Raw genomic sequence first — 19,417 nt, 5'->3', positions numbered from 1 at the left:
ATCAGTTCCCCTCGAAGACGGGCTTTTGCTTGGCCACGAAGGCCTCGTAGGCGCGGTGGAAGTCGCGCGTCTGCATGCAAATGGCCTGGGCCTCGGCTTCGGCCTCGATGGCCTCGTCCACACCCATGTTCCATTCCTGGTGCAGCAGCTTCTTGGTGACGCCGTGCGCGAAGGTGGGGCCGGCGGCCAGTTGCGCGGCCAGCTTCTGCGCGGCCTCGGCCAAGGTGGCCGAATCGTGCAGCGCGTTGAAGAAGCCCCAGCTGGCGCCTTCGTCAGCCGTCATGGCGCGGCCGGTGTACAGCAATTCAGAGGCGCGGCCCTGGCCGATCATGCGCGGCAGCAAGGTGCAGGCGCCCATGTCGGCGCCGGCCAAACCTACGCGGGTGAACAGGAAGGCGGTACGCGCGGCGGGCGTGCCCAGGCGCATGTCGGCGGCCAGCGCCACCATGGCACCCGCGCCCGCGCACACGCCGTCCACCGCCGCCACGATGGGCTGCGGGCAGGCGCGCATGGCCTTGACCAGATCGCCCGTCATGCGGGTGAAGTCCAGCAGTTCGGGCATGCTCATCTTGGTCAGCGGCCCGATGATTTCATGCACATCGCCGCCCGAGCAGAAGTTGCCGCCCGCGCCCGTCACCACCACCACCTTGACGTCGGTGGCGTACACCAGCGAGCGGAACAGGTCGCGCAGTTCGGCGTAGGAATCGAACGTCAACGGGTTCTTGCGTTCGGGCCGGTTCAGCGTGACCGTGCCGATCTTGCCGTCGGCCGACACCTCCCACAGGAACGTCTTGGCCTGATAGCCGGCCAGCGGGCGCTTGTGGTGCTTCATGGTGTGCTCTTCGGACTGGGTGCTCATGGTGTCTCCGTTCTTTATCCAGGGGTTGATGGGGCGCCGGGCTTAGCCGGTCATCACTTCGCCGCCGTCCACGGCGATCGCCTGCCCATTGACCGAGGCGGAGGCCGGCAGCGCCAGCCAGGCCACGGTCTCGGCCACTTCCTCGGGTTGCACCAGGCGGCCTTGGGGGTTGCGCTCGGCCAGCTTGGCGCGGGCGGCGTCCGGCGTCATGCCGGTCTTTTCCACGATGTTGGCGACCGCGCCGCGCACGATGTCGGTCTCGGTATAGCCGGGGCAGACGGCGTTCACGGTCACACCCTTTTGCGCCGTTTCCAGCGCCAGCGAACGGGTCAGCCCGATTACGCCATGCTTGGCGGCGCAGTAAGCGCTGACATAGCCGTAGCCGATCAGGCCGGCGGTGCTGGCCACGTTGATGACGCGGCCCCACTTGGCTTGCAGCATGCCCGGCAGCGCGGCCTGGATGCAGTGAAACGTGCCGGTCAGGTTGACGGCAATCATCTGGTGCCAGAGCGCGGCGTCGGTGCGGTCAAAGCGTTGGCTGACGGCCTGGCCGGCGTTGTTCACCAGCACCAGCACCGGGCCGAATTCGGTTTCGGCCTGGGCAAAGGCGGCACGCACCGAGGCTTCGTCCGCGATGTCGGCGCTAACCGCCTGCACCTGCCCCAGGCTGGCCAGGCTGTCCGCGGCGGCATCCAGCGTCGCGCCGTCGCGGCCCAGCAGCGTGACGCGCGCGCCGCGCGCCAGCAGCGCCCGCGCGCTGGCCAGGCCGATGCCGCGCGCGCCGCCCGTCACCAGCGCGTGGCGACCGGCCAAGGGTTGCGCAAGACTCGTCATTTGATGTCCAGTTGCGCCATGGCGGCGGCGCGTTCGAAGTTGGTTTCCAGTTGGCGCTTGCCCGCGAAATACTGGCTGGGCCAGGCGATGTCACGATAGCCCACGCGCGCGGCTTCGCGCAGCGTCCAGGAAGCGTCGGCCAAGTGGGGACGCGCCAGGGCGCACAGGTCGGCACGGCCCGAGGCGATGATGCCGTTGGCGTGGTCGGCTTCGAAGATGGCGCCCACCGCAATGGTGGGGATGCCCGCTTCGTTGCGCACGCGGTCGGCGAACGGCGTCTGGAACATGCGGCCGTAGACGGGCTTTTCTTCCTTGCTGACCTGGCCGGACGAGCAGTCGATCATGTCGGCGCCGGCGGCCTTGAAGTAGCGCGCGATGTCCACCGCGTCATCGGCGGTAATGCCGCCTTCCACCCAGTCGCTGGCGGAAATCCGCACCGACATGGGCTTGTCTTCGGGCCAGACGGCGCGCACGGCCTTGAACACTTCCAGCGGGAAGCGCAGGCGGTTTTCCAGGCTGCCGCCGTATTCGTCGTCGCGGTGGTTGGTCAGGGGCGAGATGAAGCTGGACAGCAGGTAGCCGTGGGCGCAGTGCAGTTCCAGCCAGTCAAAACCGGCCTGCTCGGCGCGGCGGGCGGCGGCAACGAAGTTGTCGCGGGCGTCGTCCATGTCGGCGCGCGTCATGGCGCGCGGCGTTTGCGACACGCCTTCGATGTACGGCAAGGCAGACGCCGACAGCAGCGGCCAATTGCCTTCGGCCAGGGGGTGATCGATTTTCTGCCAGCCCAGTTGCGTGGAGCCCTTGCGGCCGGCATGGCCCAACTGCACGCCGATGCGGGCGTCGCTATTGCCGTGCACAAAATCCACGATGCGGGTAAACGCCTGCGCCTGTTCGTCGTTCCACAAGCCCGGGCAGCCCGGGGTGATGCGGCCATCCGGCGACACGCAGGTCATTTCGACCATGACCAGGCCGGCGCCGCCCATGGCGCGCGCGCCCAGGTGCACCAGGTGGAAATCGCCCGGCACGCCGTCGGTGCAGGAATACATGGCCATGGGGGACACCAGAATGCGGTTCTTCAACCGCACGCCGCGTACCTGGTACGGCGTCAGCATCGGGATGGCGGGACGCTGGCCGGACGCGGTGGGCGCGCCGGCGCGTTCGGCGATCCAGCGCTCAAAGCCTTCCAGCCAGGCCGGGTCGCGCAAGCGCAGGTTTTCGTGCGAGATGCGCTGCGAGCGGGTCAGCAGCGAGTAGGCGAATTGTTCGGGTTCCAGTTCGGCGTAACGCTCGACGTTTTCGAACCACTCGGTGGAGTTGCGGGCGGCGTTCTGGATCTTCAGGACCTCGACGCTACGCACTTCTTCGTAGTGCTTCAGGCCCGCTTCAACGCTGCCTTCGGCGCCGCTCAGGCAGCGCGCAAGTTCGATGGAATCCTCAAGCGCCAATTTGGTACCGGAGCCGATGGAGAAGTGCGCGGTGTGCGCGGCATCGCCCATCAGCACGACGGGCACGCGGCGCTGGCCGCGCGCCGTGTCCAGCGTGTTCCAGTGCACCCAGGTGTTGCAGATGACGCGCGGGAAACGAATCCAGATGGCGGACCCGCGCAGGTGCGTGGCGTTGCTGATCAGCGCATTGCCGTCCAGCCAGGGCGCGAACAGTTTTTCGCAGTAGGCAATGCCTTCTTCCTGGCTCATCTGCTCGATGCCGGCAGCCTGCCAGGTTTCCTCGGGCGTTTCCACGATGAAGGTGGACATGCCGTCTTCGTAGCGGTAGGCATGCGCCTGGAACCAGCCGTGTTCGGTCTGGACGAAGGCGAAGGTGAAGGCGTCGAACACCTTCTTGGTGCCCAGCCAGACGAAGCGGCAGCGGCGCTGGTCGATGTCGGGGTGGAAGGTGTCGGCGTAGCGGGTACGAACCTGGCTGTTGATGCCGTCGGAGGCAATGACGAGATCGGCGTCGTATTCCCGAGCGATGGCCTGGTCGTCCTGGACGAAGTTCTCAAACACCAGCTTCACGCCCACGTCTTCGCAACGCGCCTGCAGGATATTCAACAGCTTCTTGCGGCCAATGCCGATAAAGCCGTGGCCGCTACTGCGGATGCTGCGGCCCTTGAAATGGATGTCGATGTCATCCCAATGGTTGAACGCGTCGCCAATGGTCTGAGCGGAAACGGGGTCTGCCTCGCGCAGGTTCTGCATGGTGGCGTCGGAGAACACCACACCCCATCCAAAAGTGTCATACGGACGATTGCGTTCGATGACAGTGACGTCGTTGGCGGGGTTCTGCAGTTTCATGAGCAGACCGAAATACAGGCCGGCGGGACCGCCGCCGATGCAGACTATTTTCATTGCCGTAACGCTCCGAGGTACGCGACAGTCGCTCGCTTATCGGGAGCGGGGCGCCGCGGATATTTAGGTCTGGATAGTTTAGGCTTGAAATATATACCCGAAGCAAGGGGTTCGCAAATGGGGGAAAGCTATTAGGCGGGATTGAAATGGGGGACGCTTTGGTGGCGGGCGAAGAGATGGGTTACGTGCGCTGGGCGCCGGAGTCCCCGGGGCCGCCTTCGCGCACTTCACCCATCCTACGTAGGATGGGTGTGGCGCACGCGCATGAAGAGAAGAACAACAGCCCCCCAGCGCGCGAACCCATCAGCGGTGCCCCAACCCGAAACACCGTGTGACGCGGCCACGTAGGATGGGTGCGGCGCGCACACATGAAGAGAAGAACAACAGCCCCCAGCGCGCGAACCCATCAGCGGTGCCCCAACCCGAAACACCGTGTGACGCGGCCACGTAGGATGGGTGCGGCGCGCGCGCATGAAGAGAAGAACAACAGCCCACAGCGCGCGAACCCATCAGCGGTGCCCCGCCCCAAGACAATGTGTGACGCGGCCAAGTAGGATGGGTGTGGCGCGCGCACATGAAGAGAAGAACAACAGCCCACAGCGCGCGAACCCATCAGCGGTGCACCAACCCGAAACACCGTGTGACGCGGCCGCGTAGGATGGGTGCGGCGCGCACAGATGAAGAGAAGAACAACAGCCCCCCAGCGCGCGAACCCATCAGCGGCGCCCCGCCCCGAGACAACGTATGAACCAGGGCCACGTACGATGGGTGCAGCGCATCCCACCTACCTCCCCCGCAGCCACTCCTCCAGTTCCTCCGCCGGCAACGGCGGCGAAAACAAAAACCCCTGTCCCGCCGCGCAGCCCTGCTCGATCAAGAACCTGCGCTGCTCTTCGTTCTCAACCCCTTCGGCCACTACCGGCAGGCTCAGGCTTTCTCCGATCCTTATGACGGCGCTGGTCAGGGCCCGCGCCGCATCGTCGCTTTCCAGGCCCTGCACGAAACTGCGGTCCAGCTTCAACTCATCCACAATCAAGCGCCGCAAGTGCCCCAGGCTGGAATACCCCGTGCCGAAGTCGTCCATCGACAGCCGCACCCCCAGCCGATGCAGCTCGGCAATGGTGCGCAGCGTGCCGGCCGTGGCGTCCAGCACCACGCCTTCGGTAATCTCCAGCATCAAATCCGCCGGCGCCAAGCCGAACTCGGCCAGGGTCGCCGCAATCATCCGCGGCAGGTTCAGGTTGTGGAAATTGGTCGCCGACAGGTTCACCGACACCGACGGCACCCGCAGGCCGTTGTTGCGCCAGATAGCCAGTTGCGAACACGCTTCGCGCAGCGCCCAGTCGCCCAGGTCGCCGATCAGCCCGCATTCCTCGGCCAGCGGCACGAAGCGCACGGGCGAAATATCGCCCAACGTGGGATGACGCCAGCGAGCCAGCGCCTCGACCCCATACAGGCTGCCGTTCTTCAACCCCACCTGCGGCTGATAGTGCAAGCGCAGCGCCTTGGCTTCCAGCGCATCGCGCAGCGCGGCTTCCAGGGCCAGGCGTTCTTGCGCCTGGCGGTTCATTTCGGCGCTGAAGAACGAGATGCGGTTGCGGCCCGCCGTCTTGGCCTGGTACATGGCCATATCGGCGTGGCGCAGCAAAGTATCCATGTCGCGCCCGTTTTCCGGGAACACGCTGATGCCGATGCTGACCGACGGATTCAGCGTAATACCGCCCACCGTGAACGGCTGCGCCAGCGCCACCAGCACATGTTCGGCGGCCGCGGTCAGGCGGCCGTGTTCAAAGTCCGGCATCAGCATCACGAACTCGTCGCCCGACAGGCGGCCCACGATGTCCGACGCGCGCGCCAGGCGGCGCAGACGTTGTGCCACATCGCGCAGCAGCGCATCGCCCACCGGATGGCCCAGCGTGTCGTTGACCTGCTTGAAACGGTCCAGATCCAGGAACAGCACCGCCACCCGCTTGCGTTCCGGCTCGGCCCGCGCGATGGCCTGCTCGGCTTGCGCCAGCAGCAGGTTGCGGTTGGGCAGGCCGGTCAGCTCGTCGTAGAACGCCAGTTGCCGAATGCGGGCGCGCGCTTCTTCGCGTTCCAGCGCCAGCGCGCACAGGTAGACGCACACGTCGACCAGGCGATGATGGAAATCATCAGGCAGGCGGCGTTCGCGGAAATAGAACCCGAAGGTGCCGATCACCCTGCCATCGCTGGACTTGATGGGCGATGACCAACACGCCTTGATGTCATCCGGCAAGGGCAGATGGCGGTAATCGTCCCACAGCGGGTCGGTGGCGATGTCCGGCACGATGACCGGGCGGCCCAGAAAGGCCGACGTGCCGCAGGCGCCCACTTGCGGCCCGATCTTCACGCCGTCCAGCGCGTTTGAATAGGCCTCCGGCATGCTGGGCGCGGCCAGCGGCCGCAGATGGCCGGTATCGTCCACGCGCAAGACCGTGGCCGCCACTTCGGGCGCCAGGCGCTCGACCTCGCGGCACACCATGTTCATCACTTCAACCACCGACGCCTCGTTGACCATGGCCTGCAACACGCGCCGCTGCAATACCTCGTGCACCTTGGTGGGCGTGATGTCGGTCAGCACGTCGACGATATTGACCAGTGTTCCCCGGTCATCGAAGACGGAATTGGCCATGACCGACACCCACAGCGGCTTGCCGCAGCGGTCATAGACCAGCACGTCCTTGTGGAAGCCTTCGCGGCAGGCGATGCGGCGGTCCAGCTCTTCGCGGGTGCCGCCATCGGGGCGGCCGCCGGCCAGCAGTTCACCCAGCTCCTGCTGTAGCGCGTCGCCGCGCGCAAAGCCCAGCATGCGTTGAAACCCATCGTTCACATAGACGATGCGGCCGTCCGAGCCGGATACCGCGACCGCGTTGCCGGTTTCGTTGATGCCCAGCAGCAACAGGCGGATTTCTTCCTGGCGTTCGGCGTCGGCGATGGATTTGCGCGACACGACCGACACGCGAGCGGTCAGGCCGTCGTCGCCCGGCAAGGGCAGATAGGTGGCTTCGATCCACAAACTACCGCCGTCTTTCATGCGGTAGCGGCAGGTGCCAGAAAAGTGTTCACCCCGACGCAGCCGGGCCCACACCTGCTCGCCGCTGGCGATGCCCTTGCCTTCGTCCACGCTGTCGCACAGCATGTCGTGGCGCAGCAGCAAGGCCTCGTCAAGGGTGTACCCCACGGCCGCCAGGAAATTGGCGTTGGCGTTCAGCAGCGCGCCGTTCGTGTCGAAATCGAACAGCAACAGCGCCCGGTCCATCGACGCCAGATAATTGTCGGCATGCCACGCGGCGCCCTGGGGGCCCGCGCTTGAAACGCTTGCTTGAGTGTCAAGCATAAGGGGCTCCATACCGGAATACAGCGGTTCCGGTTTCATTCAGCGCTTTGGAAAACCAAGGGCGACGCGGTCGCGTCCGTCCTGCTTGGCCAGATACAGCGCCTGGTCCGCGCGGCTCAGCGTCTCCGAGAAGGTTTCTCCCAACTGGTGATGCGCCATGCCGATGCTTACCGTCAGCCTCAATACGTCGTTTTCTCCTGCCGCCACCACCAGTCCGCGCACCGCGCCGACCAGCCGGTCCATGACGCCCTGAGCGGCTTCGGGTTGGGTGTTGGGCAGCATCACCAGGAATTCCTCGCCGCCCCAACGGCCGCACATATCGTATTCGCGCAGGCTTTCGCCCAGCACGCCCGCCAGTTCGACCAGGGCGCGGTCGCCCGTTTCGTGGCCGTAACGGTCGTTGACCGCCTTGAAGTGGTCCACGTCCAGCATGGCCACTACAAAGCTCTCTCCGCTGCGCGCGGCGCGCTCGACTTCCCGTTTGATCATGTCCATCAACGCGCGCCGGTTGAGCAGGCCGGTCAGCGGGTCGCGGCTGGACGTTTCCGCAAGCGCCGTGTTCAGGTCGCGCATCATGTTCTGGTAGTGATCGGATATGCGCGCAATGCGCGTCAAGCGCCGCAATTGGCGGTCGAACTGGTCGCATAGCCCCAGCTCTCGCTCGTGCGCCATGGACTGATAGGCGTCCGACAACTGGGTCACGCGCTCGATCCGCGCCATCTGGTCCGCCGTATGCCGCCACAGCGCCTCCAGCGCTTCGCGCAGCGGGTGTCCGGCATGGGTGGGATCAGCCAGCAATTCGGCGATGCGGCGATCCAGTTCGGCGGCGCCCGGCTTCATTCGCGGCCAACCACCGAGAACGGAAAGGTGCAGTCTTCCTTGAATTCCTCGGCCAGTTCGCCGACGCGTTCGTTGCGCTTGTCGTAGAACCAGGTGACGCTGACTTCGCGGCCCTTGCAATGGGCGGCTTCGAGCAGGTCGAAGATGTCCATGACGGACTTGATGCTGCTGGTGTTGAGATACAGCAGTTCCAGTTCCAGGTTCAGCGGGGCGGCCGTGTTCAGCAGATAGGCTTCGACCCATTCGATCACCGGACCGAACAGTTCAAAGGAATTCTCGGGATAGGAGTCGCCGCGCATCGCCAGCACGCCGGCGGCGGCGTCGGCGGTGATGGCGGGCGTGGACTGCGTCCCGGGAATGTTCAGGTCTTTCATCAGATACTCCGAAAATGATTCTTTGATGCGCGCGGAGCCTTCAAATCACGACGCTCAGGCTGAAGAACGCCTTGCCTTCGTGCGCGGTGGGCGTCAGGCTGGCTTCCAGCGGAGCGCCGGCGCGCCGCGCGATATCGATCAAGCCCAAGCCCGCGCCCGACGCAACGCCCTGGGCACGCGGCTTGTGCAACTGTGTCTTGTATTCGGCCTTCAACGCCGCCTTGTCCAGCGCGGCCAGTTCGCGGATGCGGGCGACCAGCGCGTGGCCGTCGTCGGACTTGACCAGGTTGCCCGCCGACACCACGTAGCGGCTTTCGTCGCGGCGGCCGATGACGACCGTGGCGCTGGCCTCGGCATCGCCATTGGCGGCGGCGTACTGGCGGATGTTCTGGATCATTTCGATATAGACCGAAAAGACGTCCATGGCTTCCGCCGGGCGCGCATGTTCCGCATTCAGGTAATTCTTGAGCGCGTTGCCGATTTCTTCGATCAGGCTGCGGGAGATCGGCCCGTTAAAGCAGAGCAGGGTCCGGTTCTGGTTGAACCGTTCACCCAGCGCGTAGAGATCGGAGGCATTCATAGGGGTTACCGCCCTGATAACGATTATTCGAAACGGAAAGACAACAGGGTGATGTCGTCACGTTGCGGACGGCCACCCTGGTATTCGGCCAGCGCCTGCGAAAACGCGGCGGCCTGTTCTGTTAACGGCCGGCGCGCGTGTCTCTTGAGCATTTCCGCGAAACGGGTGTTGCCAAAGCCAAAGCCGTGCTCGCCGCCCGCCTGGTCCAGGAAGCCGTCGGTGGCCAGGTAGTACGTCCAGCCGGCCTCCATTTGCACGTCGATGTTTTCATAGCGGCCAACCCGCTTGTCGCCCAGCGCGCGCTTGCCGCCGGGCACTTCACGCAAGGTCTCGCCATCGCTGGCATACAGGCTGATCTTGGCGCCCGCATAGCGCAGGCGCCCGGATTGGCGGTCAATATATACCAGGCCCGCGTCGGTATTGGTGGCCAGCGCGCGCGGCAATTGCGCATCCGCAAGCATGGCGCGGATGGCGCCGTCGGTGCGGGTCAGGACGCCGGCGGGGTCGGCGGGGCCGACCTCGGTGATCGCCAGGTCAATGGCGGCGCGCGCCAGCATGGTCATCAGCGCGCCGGGCACGCCATGGCCCGCGCAGTCCATGATGCCCAGCAGGCAGTTGGCGCCGTCGGAGCGGAACACGTAGAAGTCGCCGCCCACCACATCGCGCGGCTTCCACAGCACGAAATGGTGCGCGCCCAGCGACTGCGTCAGTTGGCGGTCGGGCAGGATGGCGCGCTGGATCAGGCTGGCGTAGTCGATGGAGTCGCCAATTTTCTTGTGCGCGGCGGCCATGGCGCGGTTGGCGTCTTCCAGCGCCGAGGTGCGTTCGCGCACCTTGGTTTCCAGTTCGGCCGTGTGCTGGCGGACCTTGTCGGCCATGACGCCGAAGGCGCGGCTCAGGTCACCGATTTCGTCCTGACCGCCCGGCGGCAGGCGCACGTCGTAGCTGCCATCGGCAATGGCGCGGGCCGATTGCTGCAAGCGGCGCAAGGGACGCAGCATCAAGCGCTCGATGGCAAAACCAAAGCACAGCAGCATGGCGGCAAACAGCACCACCAGGCCGATGGCGGCCGGCCACAGCCAGTCGGTGTCCAGCACGCGCGCGGCGCCCAGGTCCACCACCGTCAGCACGTGCCAGTGCAGCTCGGGCATATAGGCCACCGACACCAGTTGGCGCGTGCCGTCCATGCTGACCCACGCCGTCTGCACCGATTGCGGGTCGGCTTGCGCCGCGTGCATGGCCGAGCGCAGTTCGTCCTGCCCCGGCCCCGCGTCCAACAGGTTGAACACGCGACCGCGATCGGCGGCGCCGCCACCCGCGCCGGAGTTATAGGCGATCAGCGAGGCGTCCATGTGCGCCTGGATCGCGCCGTCTTCGTCCACGATGATGGGAGTGACGCCGGGCTGGCCGCTGTTGACGAATTCCCGCAGGAAGCCGCCCACGTCCAAACCCGCGCCGGTCAGCCCCACGACCTTGTTGCCGTCGCGCACCTGGACGTTGATCCACACTTTGGTGGTTTTCAGCTTCAGGTCGGGGTTGACGTTGATGTTGTATTTGGCCGGCGATTTCAGCGACGCGTAGAACCACCCGTCGTCGGCCGCGCTGGGGCTGAGCGTGTAGCGCGGTGCTTCGGACAGCGGCTTGTCGTCGTTGAAGTAGTAGTTGCCGGTGGCGGCGCTGGCGATGAAGTAGGCGCGTCCGAGCAAATCGCGTCGGTAGCCATCCGCTTCTCGAAAGAACAATTCGCGCGCGGCCGGATCGCTTTCATCACGCAGCCAGCGGCGAGTGACTTCGCTGTCGGCCAGGCGCAAGGACAATGCCAGTTCACGGGATACCGGCGCCAGGATGCGTTGCCGGTTCAATTGCGTGAAGTTGTCGGCGAAGGCGCGTCCGAAGTGGTCCCTGACCCCATCCAGCACCAACCAACCGATTACCGCCGCGGGCGCCAGGGCGACCACGCACGCCAACAACAGCGCCATCAATGATTTTTTGCGCAAACCCCATTTCGCCATGCGAAGTCTTCCTGACAGCTTGATAAGACGTACTTGCGTAACGTGCGTGCCCACTCGGTAGGCTCGCGAAGGGCCTGGCGGGACAAGTGTAGAGAACAGCCGGGGCAATTGAAACAGGTGCAAACATCAGGATTCGATCCAGACACCTTGTGTTTCAGCCCAGCAATGAAAATGGCGGTTTATTGCGATTTATATCTAATTTTTCTTTCGCTCACCCGCGCATTGTGCAGCTTTATTACTACACGCCCAGATAGCGTTCCCATAGGCCGCGGTCCGCATCCAGCGCTTTGGAATCGCCCGTCCAGACGACCTTGCCGCGTTCCAGGATGACGTGCTGGTCGGCCAGGCTCAGCAATCTTTCAACATATTTGTCGATGACCAGGATGGTCTGGCCCGCTTGGCGCAGGCGCGCCAGGCACATCCAGATTTCTTCGCGGATCTTGGGCGCCAGGCCTTCCGTGGCTTCGTCCAGGATCAGCAGGCGCGGGTTGGTGACCAGGGCGCGGCCGATGGCCAGCATCTGCTGCTCGCCGCCCGACAACTGGTTACCCATGTTGCGGGCGCGTTCGCGCAAGCGTGGAAACAGCTCGAACACGCGGTCCGGCGTCCAGGGTTCACCGATGCCGGGGTTGCGCGAAGCCGTGAACGCGGTCAGATGTTCGCGCACCGTCAGGTTGGGAAAGCACTGCCGCCCTTCGGGCACGATGGCCACGCCGGCGCGCGCGATGCGATCGGAGCTCCAGCCGCTGATGTCCTGGCCCGCGAAATGGATCTTGCCGCCACGCAGCGGCAATTGGCCGAACAGCGTGCGCAGCAACGTGGTCTTGCCCATGCCGTTCCTGCCCAGCAAGGTCACCACCTGGCCGGCGCCAATTTGCAGGTCCACGCCAAACAGCACCTGGCTGGCGCCGTAACCGCTTTGGGCGGATTCGATGGTGAGCATCATGCGGTCTCCTCGTCGCCCAGATAGGCTTGCCGCACTTCCGGATTGGCGCGGATTTCGTCGGGGGTGCCGGTGGCGATGACGCGGCCATACACCAGCACCGACAGACGGTCGGCCAGGCGGAACACCGCCTGCATGTCGTGTTCAACCAGCAGCATGGCGGCGCGGCCCCGCAGGGATTCGATCAATTCGGTCAGGCGCACGGTTTCGTCCGGCCCCATGCCGGCCATGGGCTCGTCCAGCAACAGCACGCTGGGGCGCGCGGCCAAGGCCAGCGCGAACTCCACCTTGCGCTGTTCGCCGTGCGGCAGCGTGCCGGCCGGGCGTTCCAGCAGGCTGGCGTCGATGGCGCATTCCCGCGCCAGCTCGCGCGCCTGTTCGTACAGCGCGGTCTGGGCCGTGCGCGGCGACCAAAAGCGGAAGCTGCTGCCCGCGTGCGCCTGCACCGCCAGCACCAGGTTGTCCAACACGTTGGACTGCTTGAAGATGTTGGTGATCTGGTAGGACCGCGACAGCCCGGCCGCCACGCGTTGGTGCGCGTTCATGCTGGTGACGTCGCGCCCACCCACGGTCAGCGTTCCGGAGTCCGCCGCCAGCGTGCCCGACAGCAGATGGATCAGCGTGGACTTGCCGGCGCCGTTGGGGCCGATCAGCGCGTGGATTTCGCCCGGGTTCAGGGATAGCGACACGTTGTCGGTGGCGACCAGGGCGCCAAAGCGGCGCACCAGGCCGGTGGCCTGCAAGGCCGGCACGCCCGAGTTGTTGTTGGTGTTGGATGCCAAGCTCATGATCCCACCTTGCCGGATTGGGCCGCGGCGCGTCCGCCGAACATCGGGCCGAACAGGCCGACCAGACCGCGCGGCGCACCAAACACCACGCACAGCAGCAGCACGCCCAGGGGCAGGTGCCAGTATTCGGTCCACAGGCGCAGCACTTCTTCCAGCGTCAGCATCACCACCGCGCCGGCCACCCCGCCCCAGCGCAGGCCGATACCGCCCACCAGCACCATGATCAGCAGGTTGGCCGACTGGGTCCATTGCATCAGGTTGGGCGAGATGAACAGGTTGTGGTTGGCCAGCAGCGCGCCCGCCAGGCCCGCCGCCGCACCGCTCAGCGTGAAGGCCACGAGCTTGATGCGGTAGACCGGATAGCCCATGGCTTCCATGCGCGATTCGTTTTCGCGGATGCCCTGCAAGGCGGTGCCAAAGCGCGAAGACACCACGCGGCTGAACACCCACATCAACACCGCGAACAGCGCCAGCACCAGGTAATAGAAGCTGACGTCGTTGGCCAGGTCGATGCCCGGCAGCGTGGAATAGCCGGGCAGGTTCAGCCCGTCTTCCCCGCCGTACTGGCGCAGCGAAATGAAGATGTAGTAGAGCATCTGCGCGAACGCCAGCGTGATCATGATGAAGTACACGCCACGGGTGCGCAGCGAGATCGCGCCCGTGATTGCCGCCAGCACGCCCGCCAGCACCATGGCCACCGGCCAGACGATCAGCGCCGACGTGACGCCCGACATGGCCAGGATGCCGACGGCGTAGGCGCCCGCGCCGAAGAAGGCCGCGTGCCCCAGCGCCACCATGCCGCCATAGCCCAGGATCAGGTTCAGGCTGGTCGCGGCCAGCGCGTAGATCAGCACGCGGCGCACGAAGGATATGTAGAAGTCCAGGCCCAGCGCCGGGGCCACCAGCGGGAATGCCGCCAGCGCCAGCAGCAGGAGAACGGTCCAGATTGTGCTTTTCATCATCAACCCCGCGCCGGAAACAGGCCAGAGGGCCGGAACACCAGCACAGCCGCCATCAATACGTAAATGGCGATGGCGGCCAGCGTCGGGCCGACGCTGGAGGCCACGGCCGGCGAAAAGATTTGGCGCAGCAGCATGGGCAGGAAGGCCCGCCCCGCCGTGTCCACCATGCCCACCAGCAAGGCGCCCACGAAGGCGCCACGAATGGAACCGATGCCGCCGATGACGATGCACACCAGCACCAGGATCAGGATGTCTTCGCCCATGCCCAACTGCACGGCGGTGATCGGCCCCAGCAGCGCCCCGGCCACGGCGGCCAGCATCGCGCCCAGCACGAACACGCCCAGGAACAGCAGCGGCACGCGCACGCCCATCAGCGTGGCCATCTGCCGATTGGACGCCCCGGCCCGCACCAGCACGCCGGCACGGGTGCGCGTCACGAACCAGTACAGGCCCGCGGCGGCGGCAACGCCGAACACAATAATCATCAAGCGGTAGGCGGGATACAGCAGGTCGGGCATCAAGCGCACGGGACCTGACAGCATGGCCGGCATGTTCAGCATGACGGGGGCAGGCCCCCAGATCATCTTGACCAGGTCATTGGCGATAAGAATGACGGCGTAGGTGCCCAGCACCTGAGCCAGGTGGTCGCGCAGCGCCAGGCGGCGGATCAGCGTCAGTTCCAGCACCACGCCGACCAGGCCGGTGGCGACGGCCGCCACCAGGACGGCGGCGGTGAATGAACCTGTGCGCTGCATGGTTTCGGCGGCGACATAGGCGCCGGCCATGTAGAGCGAGCCGTGAGCCAGATTCATGATGTCCATGATGCCGAAAACCAGGGTCAGCCCGGCCGCGATCAAAAACAACATCAACCCAAACTGCAGACCGTTCAGCAATTGCTCGACGATCAGCGTAAACGTCATGAACACTTCCCCCTGCCGCGAACCTTGATGGCGGTGCGCGTGCGATTCGAACCTACATTGGACGGCGGCACGCGCCGGCCGCGTCCGGCATTGCCGGAAACCGCGGCTGACGTGTGCTTGGGCGTCTTACCTCAGAGCTTGCACTCGCCGACGTAGACGTCCTGGTACTTGTCGAACACCTTGCCCACCAGCTTGTTGGTGATGCGGCCGCTGCCGTCCTTGTCGACGACGCGCAGGTAGTAAGCCTGGATCGGATAGTGGTTCTTGCCGTAGGTGAACTTGCCGCGCACCGAGGGGTAGTCGGCCTTTTCCAGCGCGGCGACGACGGCCGCGCGGTCCGAGGCCTTGCCGCCGGCCTGCTTGACGGCGGCGTCCATGGCCATGATGACGTCATAGGCCTGGGCGGCGTACACCGACGGGTAGCGGCCGTTGTATTCCTTGCGGAAGGCGTCCACGAACGTCTTGTTCTGCGGCACGTCCAGGTCATGCGCCCACTGCGCGGTGTTGTACATGCCCAGCATGGGTTCGCCCACGGCCTGGATCACGTCTTCGTCGGCCGAGAAGCCGGGGCCGATCAGCTTGACGCTTTGCGACAGGCCCGCCGACACGAACTGCTTGACGAAGTTGATGCCCATGCCGCCCGGCAGGAAGATGTAGACCGCGTCCGGCTTGGCCGCGCGGATCTGCGCGATTTCGGCGGCGTAGTCGATCTGGCCCAGCTTGGTGTAGACCTCGTCGCCCGGGGCGATCTTGTAGCCGCGCTTAAAGCCCGTCAGCGCGTCCTTGCCGGCCGGGTAGTCGGGCGCCATGATGAACATCTTCTTGAAGCCACGGTCGGCGGCAACCTTGCCGGCCGCTTCGTGGAAGGCGTCGTTCTGGTAGGACGTGCCGAACCAGTAGTTGTTGCACTGGGCGCCGGCGAACTGGCTGGGGCCCGGGTTGTTCGACAGGTACGGAATCTTGGCGGCGAACAGCGCGGGGCCGACGGCCAGTGCCACGTTGGAACCAATCGGGCCCGTGAAGAAGTCGATTTTTTCGCGCTGGATGTAGCGCGTGACCAATTGGCGGGCCTGGTCCGGGTTGCCGCCCATGTCGGTCTGCACGAATTCGGCGGGCTGACCGCCCAGCTTGCTGCCCAGTTGCTTGATGGCCAGGTTGAAGCCATCACGGGCTTCGGCGCCCAGCGCCGAGAACGGGCCGGAGATGTCGTTGGCGATGCCGACCTTGACGGCGTCAGCCATAGCCACGGCCGGAACCAGCGCGGCGGCGGCGATAAGGGAAGTGATCAAACGCATGGTGGTGTGCTCCGTGCGCGAGCCCGCGCAGAGGGTGTTCTTATTGAGGGTGCGATTCGAATGACTTCTTTGCGCGGCCTGCCGGCGCCAATGCGCCGCCGTCAAACACGTGCTTGCAAGCCTGCGCTTGCCACACCACCATCCCCCTTGTGCTGCACAGGGAAAGCTGGCGCGGTTCATAGTTTAGGTTTAAAGTATTCTTCAAAACAAGACTAGGGTTTTTACCAGCCCTGGGTTTACACCAGCCCTTCCATCAACGATGACCGTATCGACGAAACGCTGGGTACGACGCTCGCGCGACAGTACCCGACATCTCGCCGAACCTCAAGAAAACCGCCGATGACTGACGCTCCTGATCTCGAATCCCGCGCCGCGCCCGACGACCACCACGCGCTGCGGCTGTGGCTGCGCATGCTCACCTGCGCCAACCTCATCGAAGGCGAAATCCGCAGCCGCCTGCGCAATGAATTCGACACCACCCTGCCCCGCTTCGACCTGATGGCGCAACTGCAACGCGCGCCCAAGGGCATGAAGATGGGCGAATTGTCGCGCCACATGATGGTCACCAACGGCAATATCACCGGCATTACCGACCAGCTTGAAAAAGAAGGGCTGGTGGTGCGCACCAAGGTCGAGTCCGACCGCCGTAGTTCACTGATCAAGCTGACGCCGCAGGGCAAGAAGAGCTTTGCCCGCATGGCCCGCGCGCACGAAGCCTGGGTCAAGTCCATGTTTGGCGAACTGCCCGAGTCCACCCGCAATGCGCTGTTCCAGGCGCTGGGCGAACTCAAGCTGCAAGTGGTGGCCACCCGCTCGGAATCCGCCAAGGGCTGACCCCGCCGCCGCCTTGCCGCCAGGGCTGAAAACCGCATCCGGATTGGCGCATAATTGCCGCCATGATTCCGGTTTCTCTTCCTGGCGGTAACTTCTACGTGCTGATGGTGGCCTCGCTGGCCTGCCTGGCCACCTTGCTGACCTGGCTGGCCGTGCTGGCCACCACGCCCAGCGCGCGGCTTTGGCTGGGCGACCACCGGCGCGCCGGCACCATCTTGATGACCATTCTGGCGCTGGTGGGCGCCATCTTTCCGTATCAGCAGCTAAGTGTGTGGTTCGCCGCCCAGCGTGATGCCCAGGCCGACGCCGGCCGCAAGACGACGCTGACGCAGCCCACCCGGCTGGCCGGTGTCGACATGCCCGCCGGCACCGTGCTCAGCCTGACGCAAGCGGGCGACCTGGCCTCGTTTGACCGCGCGGTATTTCCCGACACACAGCCCGCCGCCATCCAGGGCCTTGCCGCCACCCGCTTGTTCCGCTACGCCGCCACCCCCAAGCAGCCTGAAACCCTGTCCGTGGAAATTGACCGCGACCAGGCGCAGGAAGGATGGTTGTGCGCCCACGGGCATCGGCTTGAATTTGTGTTGCAGGGCGGCCAGGCGCGGTTTGCCAGTTGCCACCTGGCCGTGGGCAATACGCTGGACCAGCAAGCGGTGCCGCCCGGCGCCTGGCTGAAGGTGGACGAAGCCGCGCGCGGCACGGCACCGGAAGCCAACGCCGGCGCGCCGCGCTGGCTGCTGCGCACCGAAGGCAGCGACGCGATGGACCTGCGCAAACTGCCCTTGCTGAAGGTGGACATGCGGCTGGACGGCCAACGCCGCCTGCTGGATTTCGAAGGCCTGCTGGCCCGCGACACCACGTTGGGCGCCATGACCTACCCCCCCGGCACCCGCGTGCTGACCGCCAACCCCCGCCTGCCCGGCGCGCAACCTGGCGACCTGCTGTTTTCGCCCTCGCGCGGCCGCTCGGCGCGGCGCGACGGCGGCGAAGACGTGGCGGCCGGCAGTTCGGTGCTGCAAGCGCCGGATGGCACGGTGCGCAGCGTGCTCAGCAACCGCGAGGCCGGGGTGCTGGACGTGGCCGCGATGCGCATGACCCCCTGAGCCGTCCCCCTGACAAACCCCTGCCGCAAAGCGGTGGGATAATACGAACCTTTCCCCCGCACGCCGCCTAGCCTGGCGGCGATTTTGTCCTGCCTACCAAGAGACGAAGTCATGGCCGTTAATTTGCAGATCCCCTCCGAGTCCGAAATTTTTCCTGTTGCCGGCGTTGAAATCGGCGTCACCGAGGCCGGCATCCGCAAAGCCAACCGACGTGACCTGACCGTGTTCCGCCTGGCCGAAGGCACCAGCGTGGCGGGTGTGTTCACCCGCAACCGCTTCTGCGCCGCGCCGGTGCAGGTCTGCCAGGCCCACTTGGCCGCCGGCGGCCCGATCAGCGCGCTGGTCATCAACACCGGCAACGCCAACGCGGGCACGGGTGAAGAAGGCCTGAAGAAAGCACGCGACACCTGCGACGCGCTGGGCAAATTGCTGGGCGTGCCCGCCTCGCAGATCCTGCCGTTTTCCACCGGCGTCATTCTTGAGCCGCTGCCGCTGGACCGTCTGGTCGCCGGCCTGCCGGGCGCCATCGCCAACCTGGCCGCCGACCACTGGTCCAGCGCCGCCCACGGCATCATGACGACGGACACGCTGCCCAAGATCTCGTCGGCCAAGGTGCAGATCGACGGCAAGACCGTTACCTTCACCGGGATCAGCAAGGGCGCGGGCATGATCCGCCCCAACATGGCCACGATGCTCAGCTTTTTGGCCACCGATGCCGGCATCGCCCAGCCGCTGTTGAAGAAGCTGGCGGTGGAAATCGCCGATGCTTCGTTCAACCGCATCACGGTTGACGGCGACACGTCCACGAACGATTCCTTCATCATCGCCGCGACTGGCAAGTCGGGCGTGAACGTCAACAGCGAGTCCGACGCCGCCTACGCCGCCGTGCGCGAGGCGCTGACCGCCGCCGCGCTGGAGTTGGCCACGAAGATCGTGCGCGACGCCGAAGGCGCCACCAAGTTCATGACCATCCGCGTGGAAGAAGCCGGCACCACGGAAGAAGCGCTGAAGGTGGCGTATGCCGTGGCGCATTCGCCGCTGGTCAAGACCGCGTTCTTTGCCTCGGACCCCAACCTGGGCCGCATCCTGGCGGCGGTGGGCTACGCGGGTATTGACGATCTGGACGTGTCGAACATTCGCCTGTGGCTGGACGATGTGCTGGTGGCGAAAGACGGCGGCCGCAACCCGGATTACCAGGAAGCCGACGGCCAGCGCGTGATGAAGCAGGCCGAGATCCAGGTGCGCATCGCGCTGGGCCGCGGCAAGGTGGCGGACACGGTGTACACCTGCGATTTCTCGCATGAGTACGTGTCGATCAACGCGGATTACCGTTCGTAAATTGATGGGGCGCGAGGCATTTATTTGGT

Annotated in this window: 16 protein-coding genes; 3 read left to right on the top strand and 13 right to left on the bottom strand. The window is 65.4% G+C overall.

Going from position 1 to position 19,417, the window contains the following annotated elements:
• Position 1 precedes the first annotated feature (1 nt).
• The 13 genes from M2361_RS27530 to M2361_RS27470 all read right to left on the bottom strand — a co-directional run bounded on the left by M2361_RS27530 (position 2) and on the right by M2361_RS27470 (position 16,113).
• Entirely contained in the window at positions 2-859 is an 858-nt protein-coding gene (locus M2361_RS27530) for an enoyl-CoA hydratase family protein (protein WP_259252940.1), read from the bottom strand.
• Between the two features lie 42 nt (positions 860-901).
• The gene (locus M2361_RS27525; RefSeq protein ID WP_259252939.1) at positions 902-1,693 is read right to left on the bottom strand and encodes an SDR family NAD(P)-dependent oxidoreductase; all 792 of its coding nucleotides are present in this window, start codon (positions 1,691-1,693) and stop codon (positions 902-904) included.
• Entirely contained in the window at positions 1,690-4,041 is a 2,352-nt protein-coding gene (locus M2361_RS27520) for a bifunctional salicylyl-CoA 5-hydroxylase/oxidoreductase (protein ID WP_100853261.1), read from the bottom strand. The genes M2361_RS27525 and M2361_RS27520 overlap by 4 nt, the downstream gene beginning before the upstream one ends.
• Positions 4,042-4,825: 784 nt before the next feature.
• Positions 4,826-7,399, bottom strand: coding sequence for an EAL domain-containing protein (locus M2361_RS27515; RefSeq protein WP_259252938.1), 2,574 nt, complete (start codon positions 7,397-7,399; stop codon positions 4,826-4,828).
• A 39-nt stretch (positions 7,400-7,438) separates the two neighbouring features.
• On the bottom strand, positions 7,439-8,239 hold the full coding sequence (gene siaD / locus M2361_RS27510) for a biofilm regulation diguanylate cyclase SiaD (protein ID WP_259252937.1): 801 nt from the start codon (positions 8,237-8,239) through the stop codon (positions 7,439-7,441).
• Positions 8,236-8,613, bottom strand: coding sequence for a biofilm regulation phosphoprotein SiaC (gene siaC, locus M2361_RS27505; protein ID WP_259252936.1), 378 nt, complete (start codon positions 8,611-8,613; stop codon positions 8,236-8,238). Before siaC ends, siaD begins: the two co-directional genes overlap by 4 nt.
• A 40-nt stretch (positions 8,614-8,653) precedes the next feature.
• Entirely contained in the window at positions 8,654-9,193 is a 540-nt protein-coding gene (gene siaB / locus M2361_RS27500) for a biofilm regulation protein kinase SiaB (RefSeq protein ID WP_050447051.1), read from the bottom strand.
• Between the two features lie 23 nt (positions 9,194-9,216).
• Positions 9,217-11,205 (bottom strand): biofilm regulation protein phosphatase SiaA, encoded by a 1,989-nt coding sequence (siaA, locus tag M2361_RS27495; RefSeq protein ID WP_259252935.1) that lies wholly within the window; start codon positions 11,203-11,205, stop codon positions 9,217-9,219.
• 238 nt (positions 11,206-11,443) lie between these two features.
• On the bottom strand, positions 11,444-12,148 hold the full coding sequence (locus tag M2361_RS27490) for an ABC transporter ATP-binding protein (RefSeq protein WP_100857487.1): 705 nt from the start codon (positions 12,146-12,148) through the stop codon (positions 11,444-11,446).
• A complete protein-coding gene (locus M2361_RS27485; protein WP_259252934.1) occupies positions 12,148-12,936 on the bottom strand; it encodes an ABC transporter ATP-binding protein in 789 nt (262 codons plus the stop codon). The genes M2361_RS27490 and M2361_RS27485 overlap by 1 nt, the downstream gene beginning before the upstream one ends.
• The gene (locus tag M2361_RS27480; protein WP_259252933.1) at positions 12,933-13,898 is read right to left on the bottom strand and encodes a branched-chain amino acid ABC transporter permease; all 966 of its coding nucleotides are present in this window, start codon (positions 13,896-13,898) and stop codon (positions 12,933-12,935) included. The genes M2361_RS27485 and M2361_RS27480 overlap by 4 nt, the downstream gene beginning before the upstream one ends.
• The gene (locus M2361_RS27475; RefSeq protein WP_050447047.1) at positions 13,898-14,818 is read right to left on the bottom strand and encodes a branched-chain amino acid ABC transporter permease; all 921 of its coding nucleotides are present in this window, start codon (positions 14,816-14,818) and stop codon (positions 13,898-13,900) included. The genes M2361_RS27480 and M2361_RS27475 overlap by 1 nt, the downstream gene beginning before the upstream one ends.
• 131 nt (positions 14,819-14,949) lie before the next feature.
• The gene (locus M2361_RS27470; RefSeq protein ID WP_259252932.1) at positions 14,950-16,113 is read right to left on the bottom strand and encodes an ABC transporter substrate-binding protein; all 1,164 of its coding nucleotides are present in this window, start codon (positions 16,111-16,113) and stop codon (positions 14,950-14,952) included.
• Positions 16,114-16,452: 339 nt separating this feature from the next.
• Here M2361_RS27470 and M2361_RS27465 point away from each other — a divergent pair, with 339 nt between their 5' ends.
• From M2361_RS27465 to argJ, 3 genes are all read left to right on the top strand, one after another.
• A complete protein-coding gene (locus M2361_RS27465; RefSeq protein ID WP_259252931.1) occupies positions 16,453-16,947 on the top strand; it encodes a MarR family winged helix-turn-helix transcriptional regulator in 495 nt (164 codons plus the stop codon).
• Positions 16,948-17,009: 62 nt separating this feature from the next.
• On the top strand, positions 17,010-18,050 hold the full coding sequence (locus tag M2361_RS27460; protein WP_259252930.1) for a hypothetical protein: 1,041 nt from the start codon (positions 17,010-17,012) through the stop codon (positions 18,048-18,050).
• A 111-nt stretch (positions 18,051-18,161) separates the two neighbouring features.
• Positions 18,162-19,388, top strand: coding sequence for a bifunctional glutamate N-acetyltransferase/amino-acid acetyltransferase ArgJ (argJ, locus tag M2361_RS27455; RefSeq protein WP_259252929.1), 1,227 nt, complete (start codon positions 18,162-18,164; stop codon positions 19,386-19,388).
• The last annotated feature ends 29 nt before the right edge of the window (positions 19,389-19,417 follow it).

It is taken from the genome of Achromobacter sp. JUb104 (assembly GCF_024806975.1).
Classification (GTDB): Bacteria; Pseudomonadota; Gammaproteobacteria; order Burkholderiales; family Burkholderiaceae_B; genus Achromobacter; species Achromobacter spanius.
The sequence above is the reverse complement of the archived record's forward strand: the minus strand, read 5'-3'. Positions and strand labels throughout refer to the sequence as shown.

Coding starts and splice junctions, on each gene's coding strand:
- M2361_RS27530 (WP_259252940.1), bottom strand. CDS start 859: ATGAGCACCCAGTCCGAAGAGCACACCATGAAGCACCACAAGCGCCCG.
- M2361_RS27525 (WP_259252939.1), bottom strand. CDS start 1,693: ATGACGAGTCTTGCGCAACCCTTGGCCGGTCGCCACGCGCTGGTGACG.
- M2361_RS27520 (WP_100853261.1), bottom strand. CDS start 4,041: ATGAAAATAGTCTGCATCGGCGGCGGTCCCGCCGGCCTGTATTTCGGT.
- M2361_RS27515 (WP_259252938.1), bottom strand. CDS start 7,399: ATGCTTGACACTCAAGCAAGCGTTTCAAGCGCGGGCCCCCAGGGCGCC.
- siaD (WP_259252937.1), bottom strand. CDS start 8,239: ATGAAGCCGGGCGCCGCCGAACTGGATCGCCGCATCGCCGAATTGCTG.
- siaC (WP_259252936.1), bottom strand. CDS start 8,613: ATGAAAGACCTGAACATTCCCGGGACGCAGTCCACGCCCGCCATCACC.
- siaB (WP_050447051.1), bottom strand. CDS start 9,193: ATGAATGCCTCCGATCTCTACGCGCTGGGTGAACGGTTCAACCAGAAC.
- siaA (WP_259252935.1), bottom strand. CDS start 11,205: ATGGCGAAATGGGGTTTGCGCAAAAAATCATTGATGGCGCTGTTGTTG.
- M2361_RS27490 (WP_100857487.1), bottom strand. CDS start 12,148: ATGCTCACCATCGAATCCGCCCAAAGCGGTTACGGCGCCAGCCAGGTG.
- M2361_RS27485 (WP_259252934.1), bottom strand. CDS start 12,936: ATGAGCTTGGCATCCAACACCAACAACAACTCGGGCGTGCCGGCCTTG.
- M2361_RS27480 (WP_259252933.1), bottom strand. CDS start 13,898: ATGATGAAAAGCACAATCTGGACCGTTCTCCTGCTGCTGGCGCTGGCG.
- M2361_RS27475 (WP_050447047.1), bottom strand. CDS start 14,818: ATGACGTTTACGCTGATCGTCGAGCAATTGCTGAACGGTCTGCAGTTT.
- M2361_RS27470 (WP_259252932.1), bottom strand. CDS start 16,113: ATGCGTTTGATCACTTCCCTTATCGCCGCCGCCGCGCTGGTTCCGGCC.
- M2361_RS27465 (WP_259252931.1), top strand. CDS start 16,453: ATGACTGACGCTCCTGATCTCGAATCCCGCGCCGCGCCCGACGACCAC.
- M2361_RS27460 (WP_259252930.1), top strand. CDS start 17,010: ATGATTCCGGTTTCTCTTCCTGGCGGTAACTTCTACGTGCTGATGGTG.
- argJ (WP_259252929.1), top strand. CDS start 18,162: ATGGCCGTTAATTTGCAGATCCCCTCCGAGTCCGAAATTTTTCCTGTT.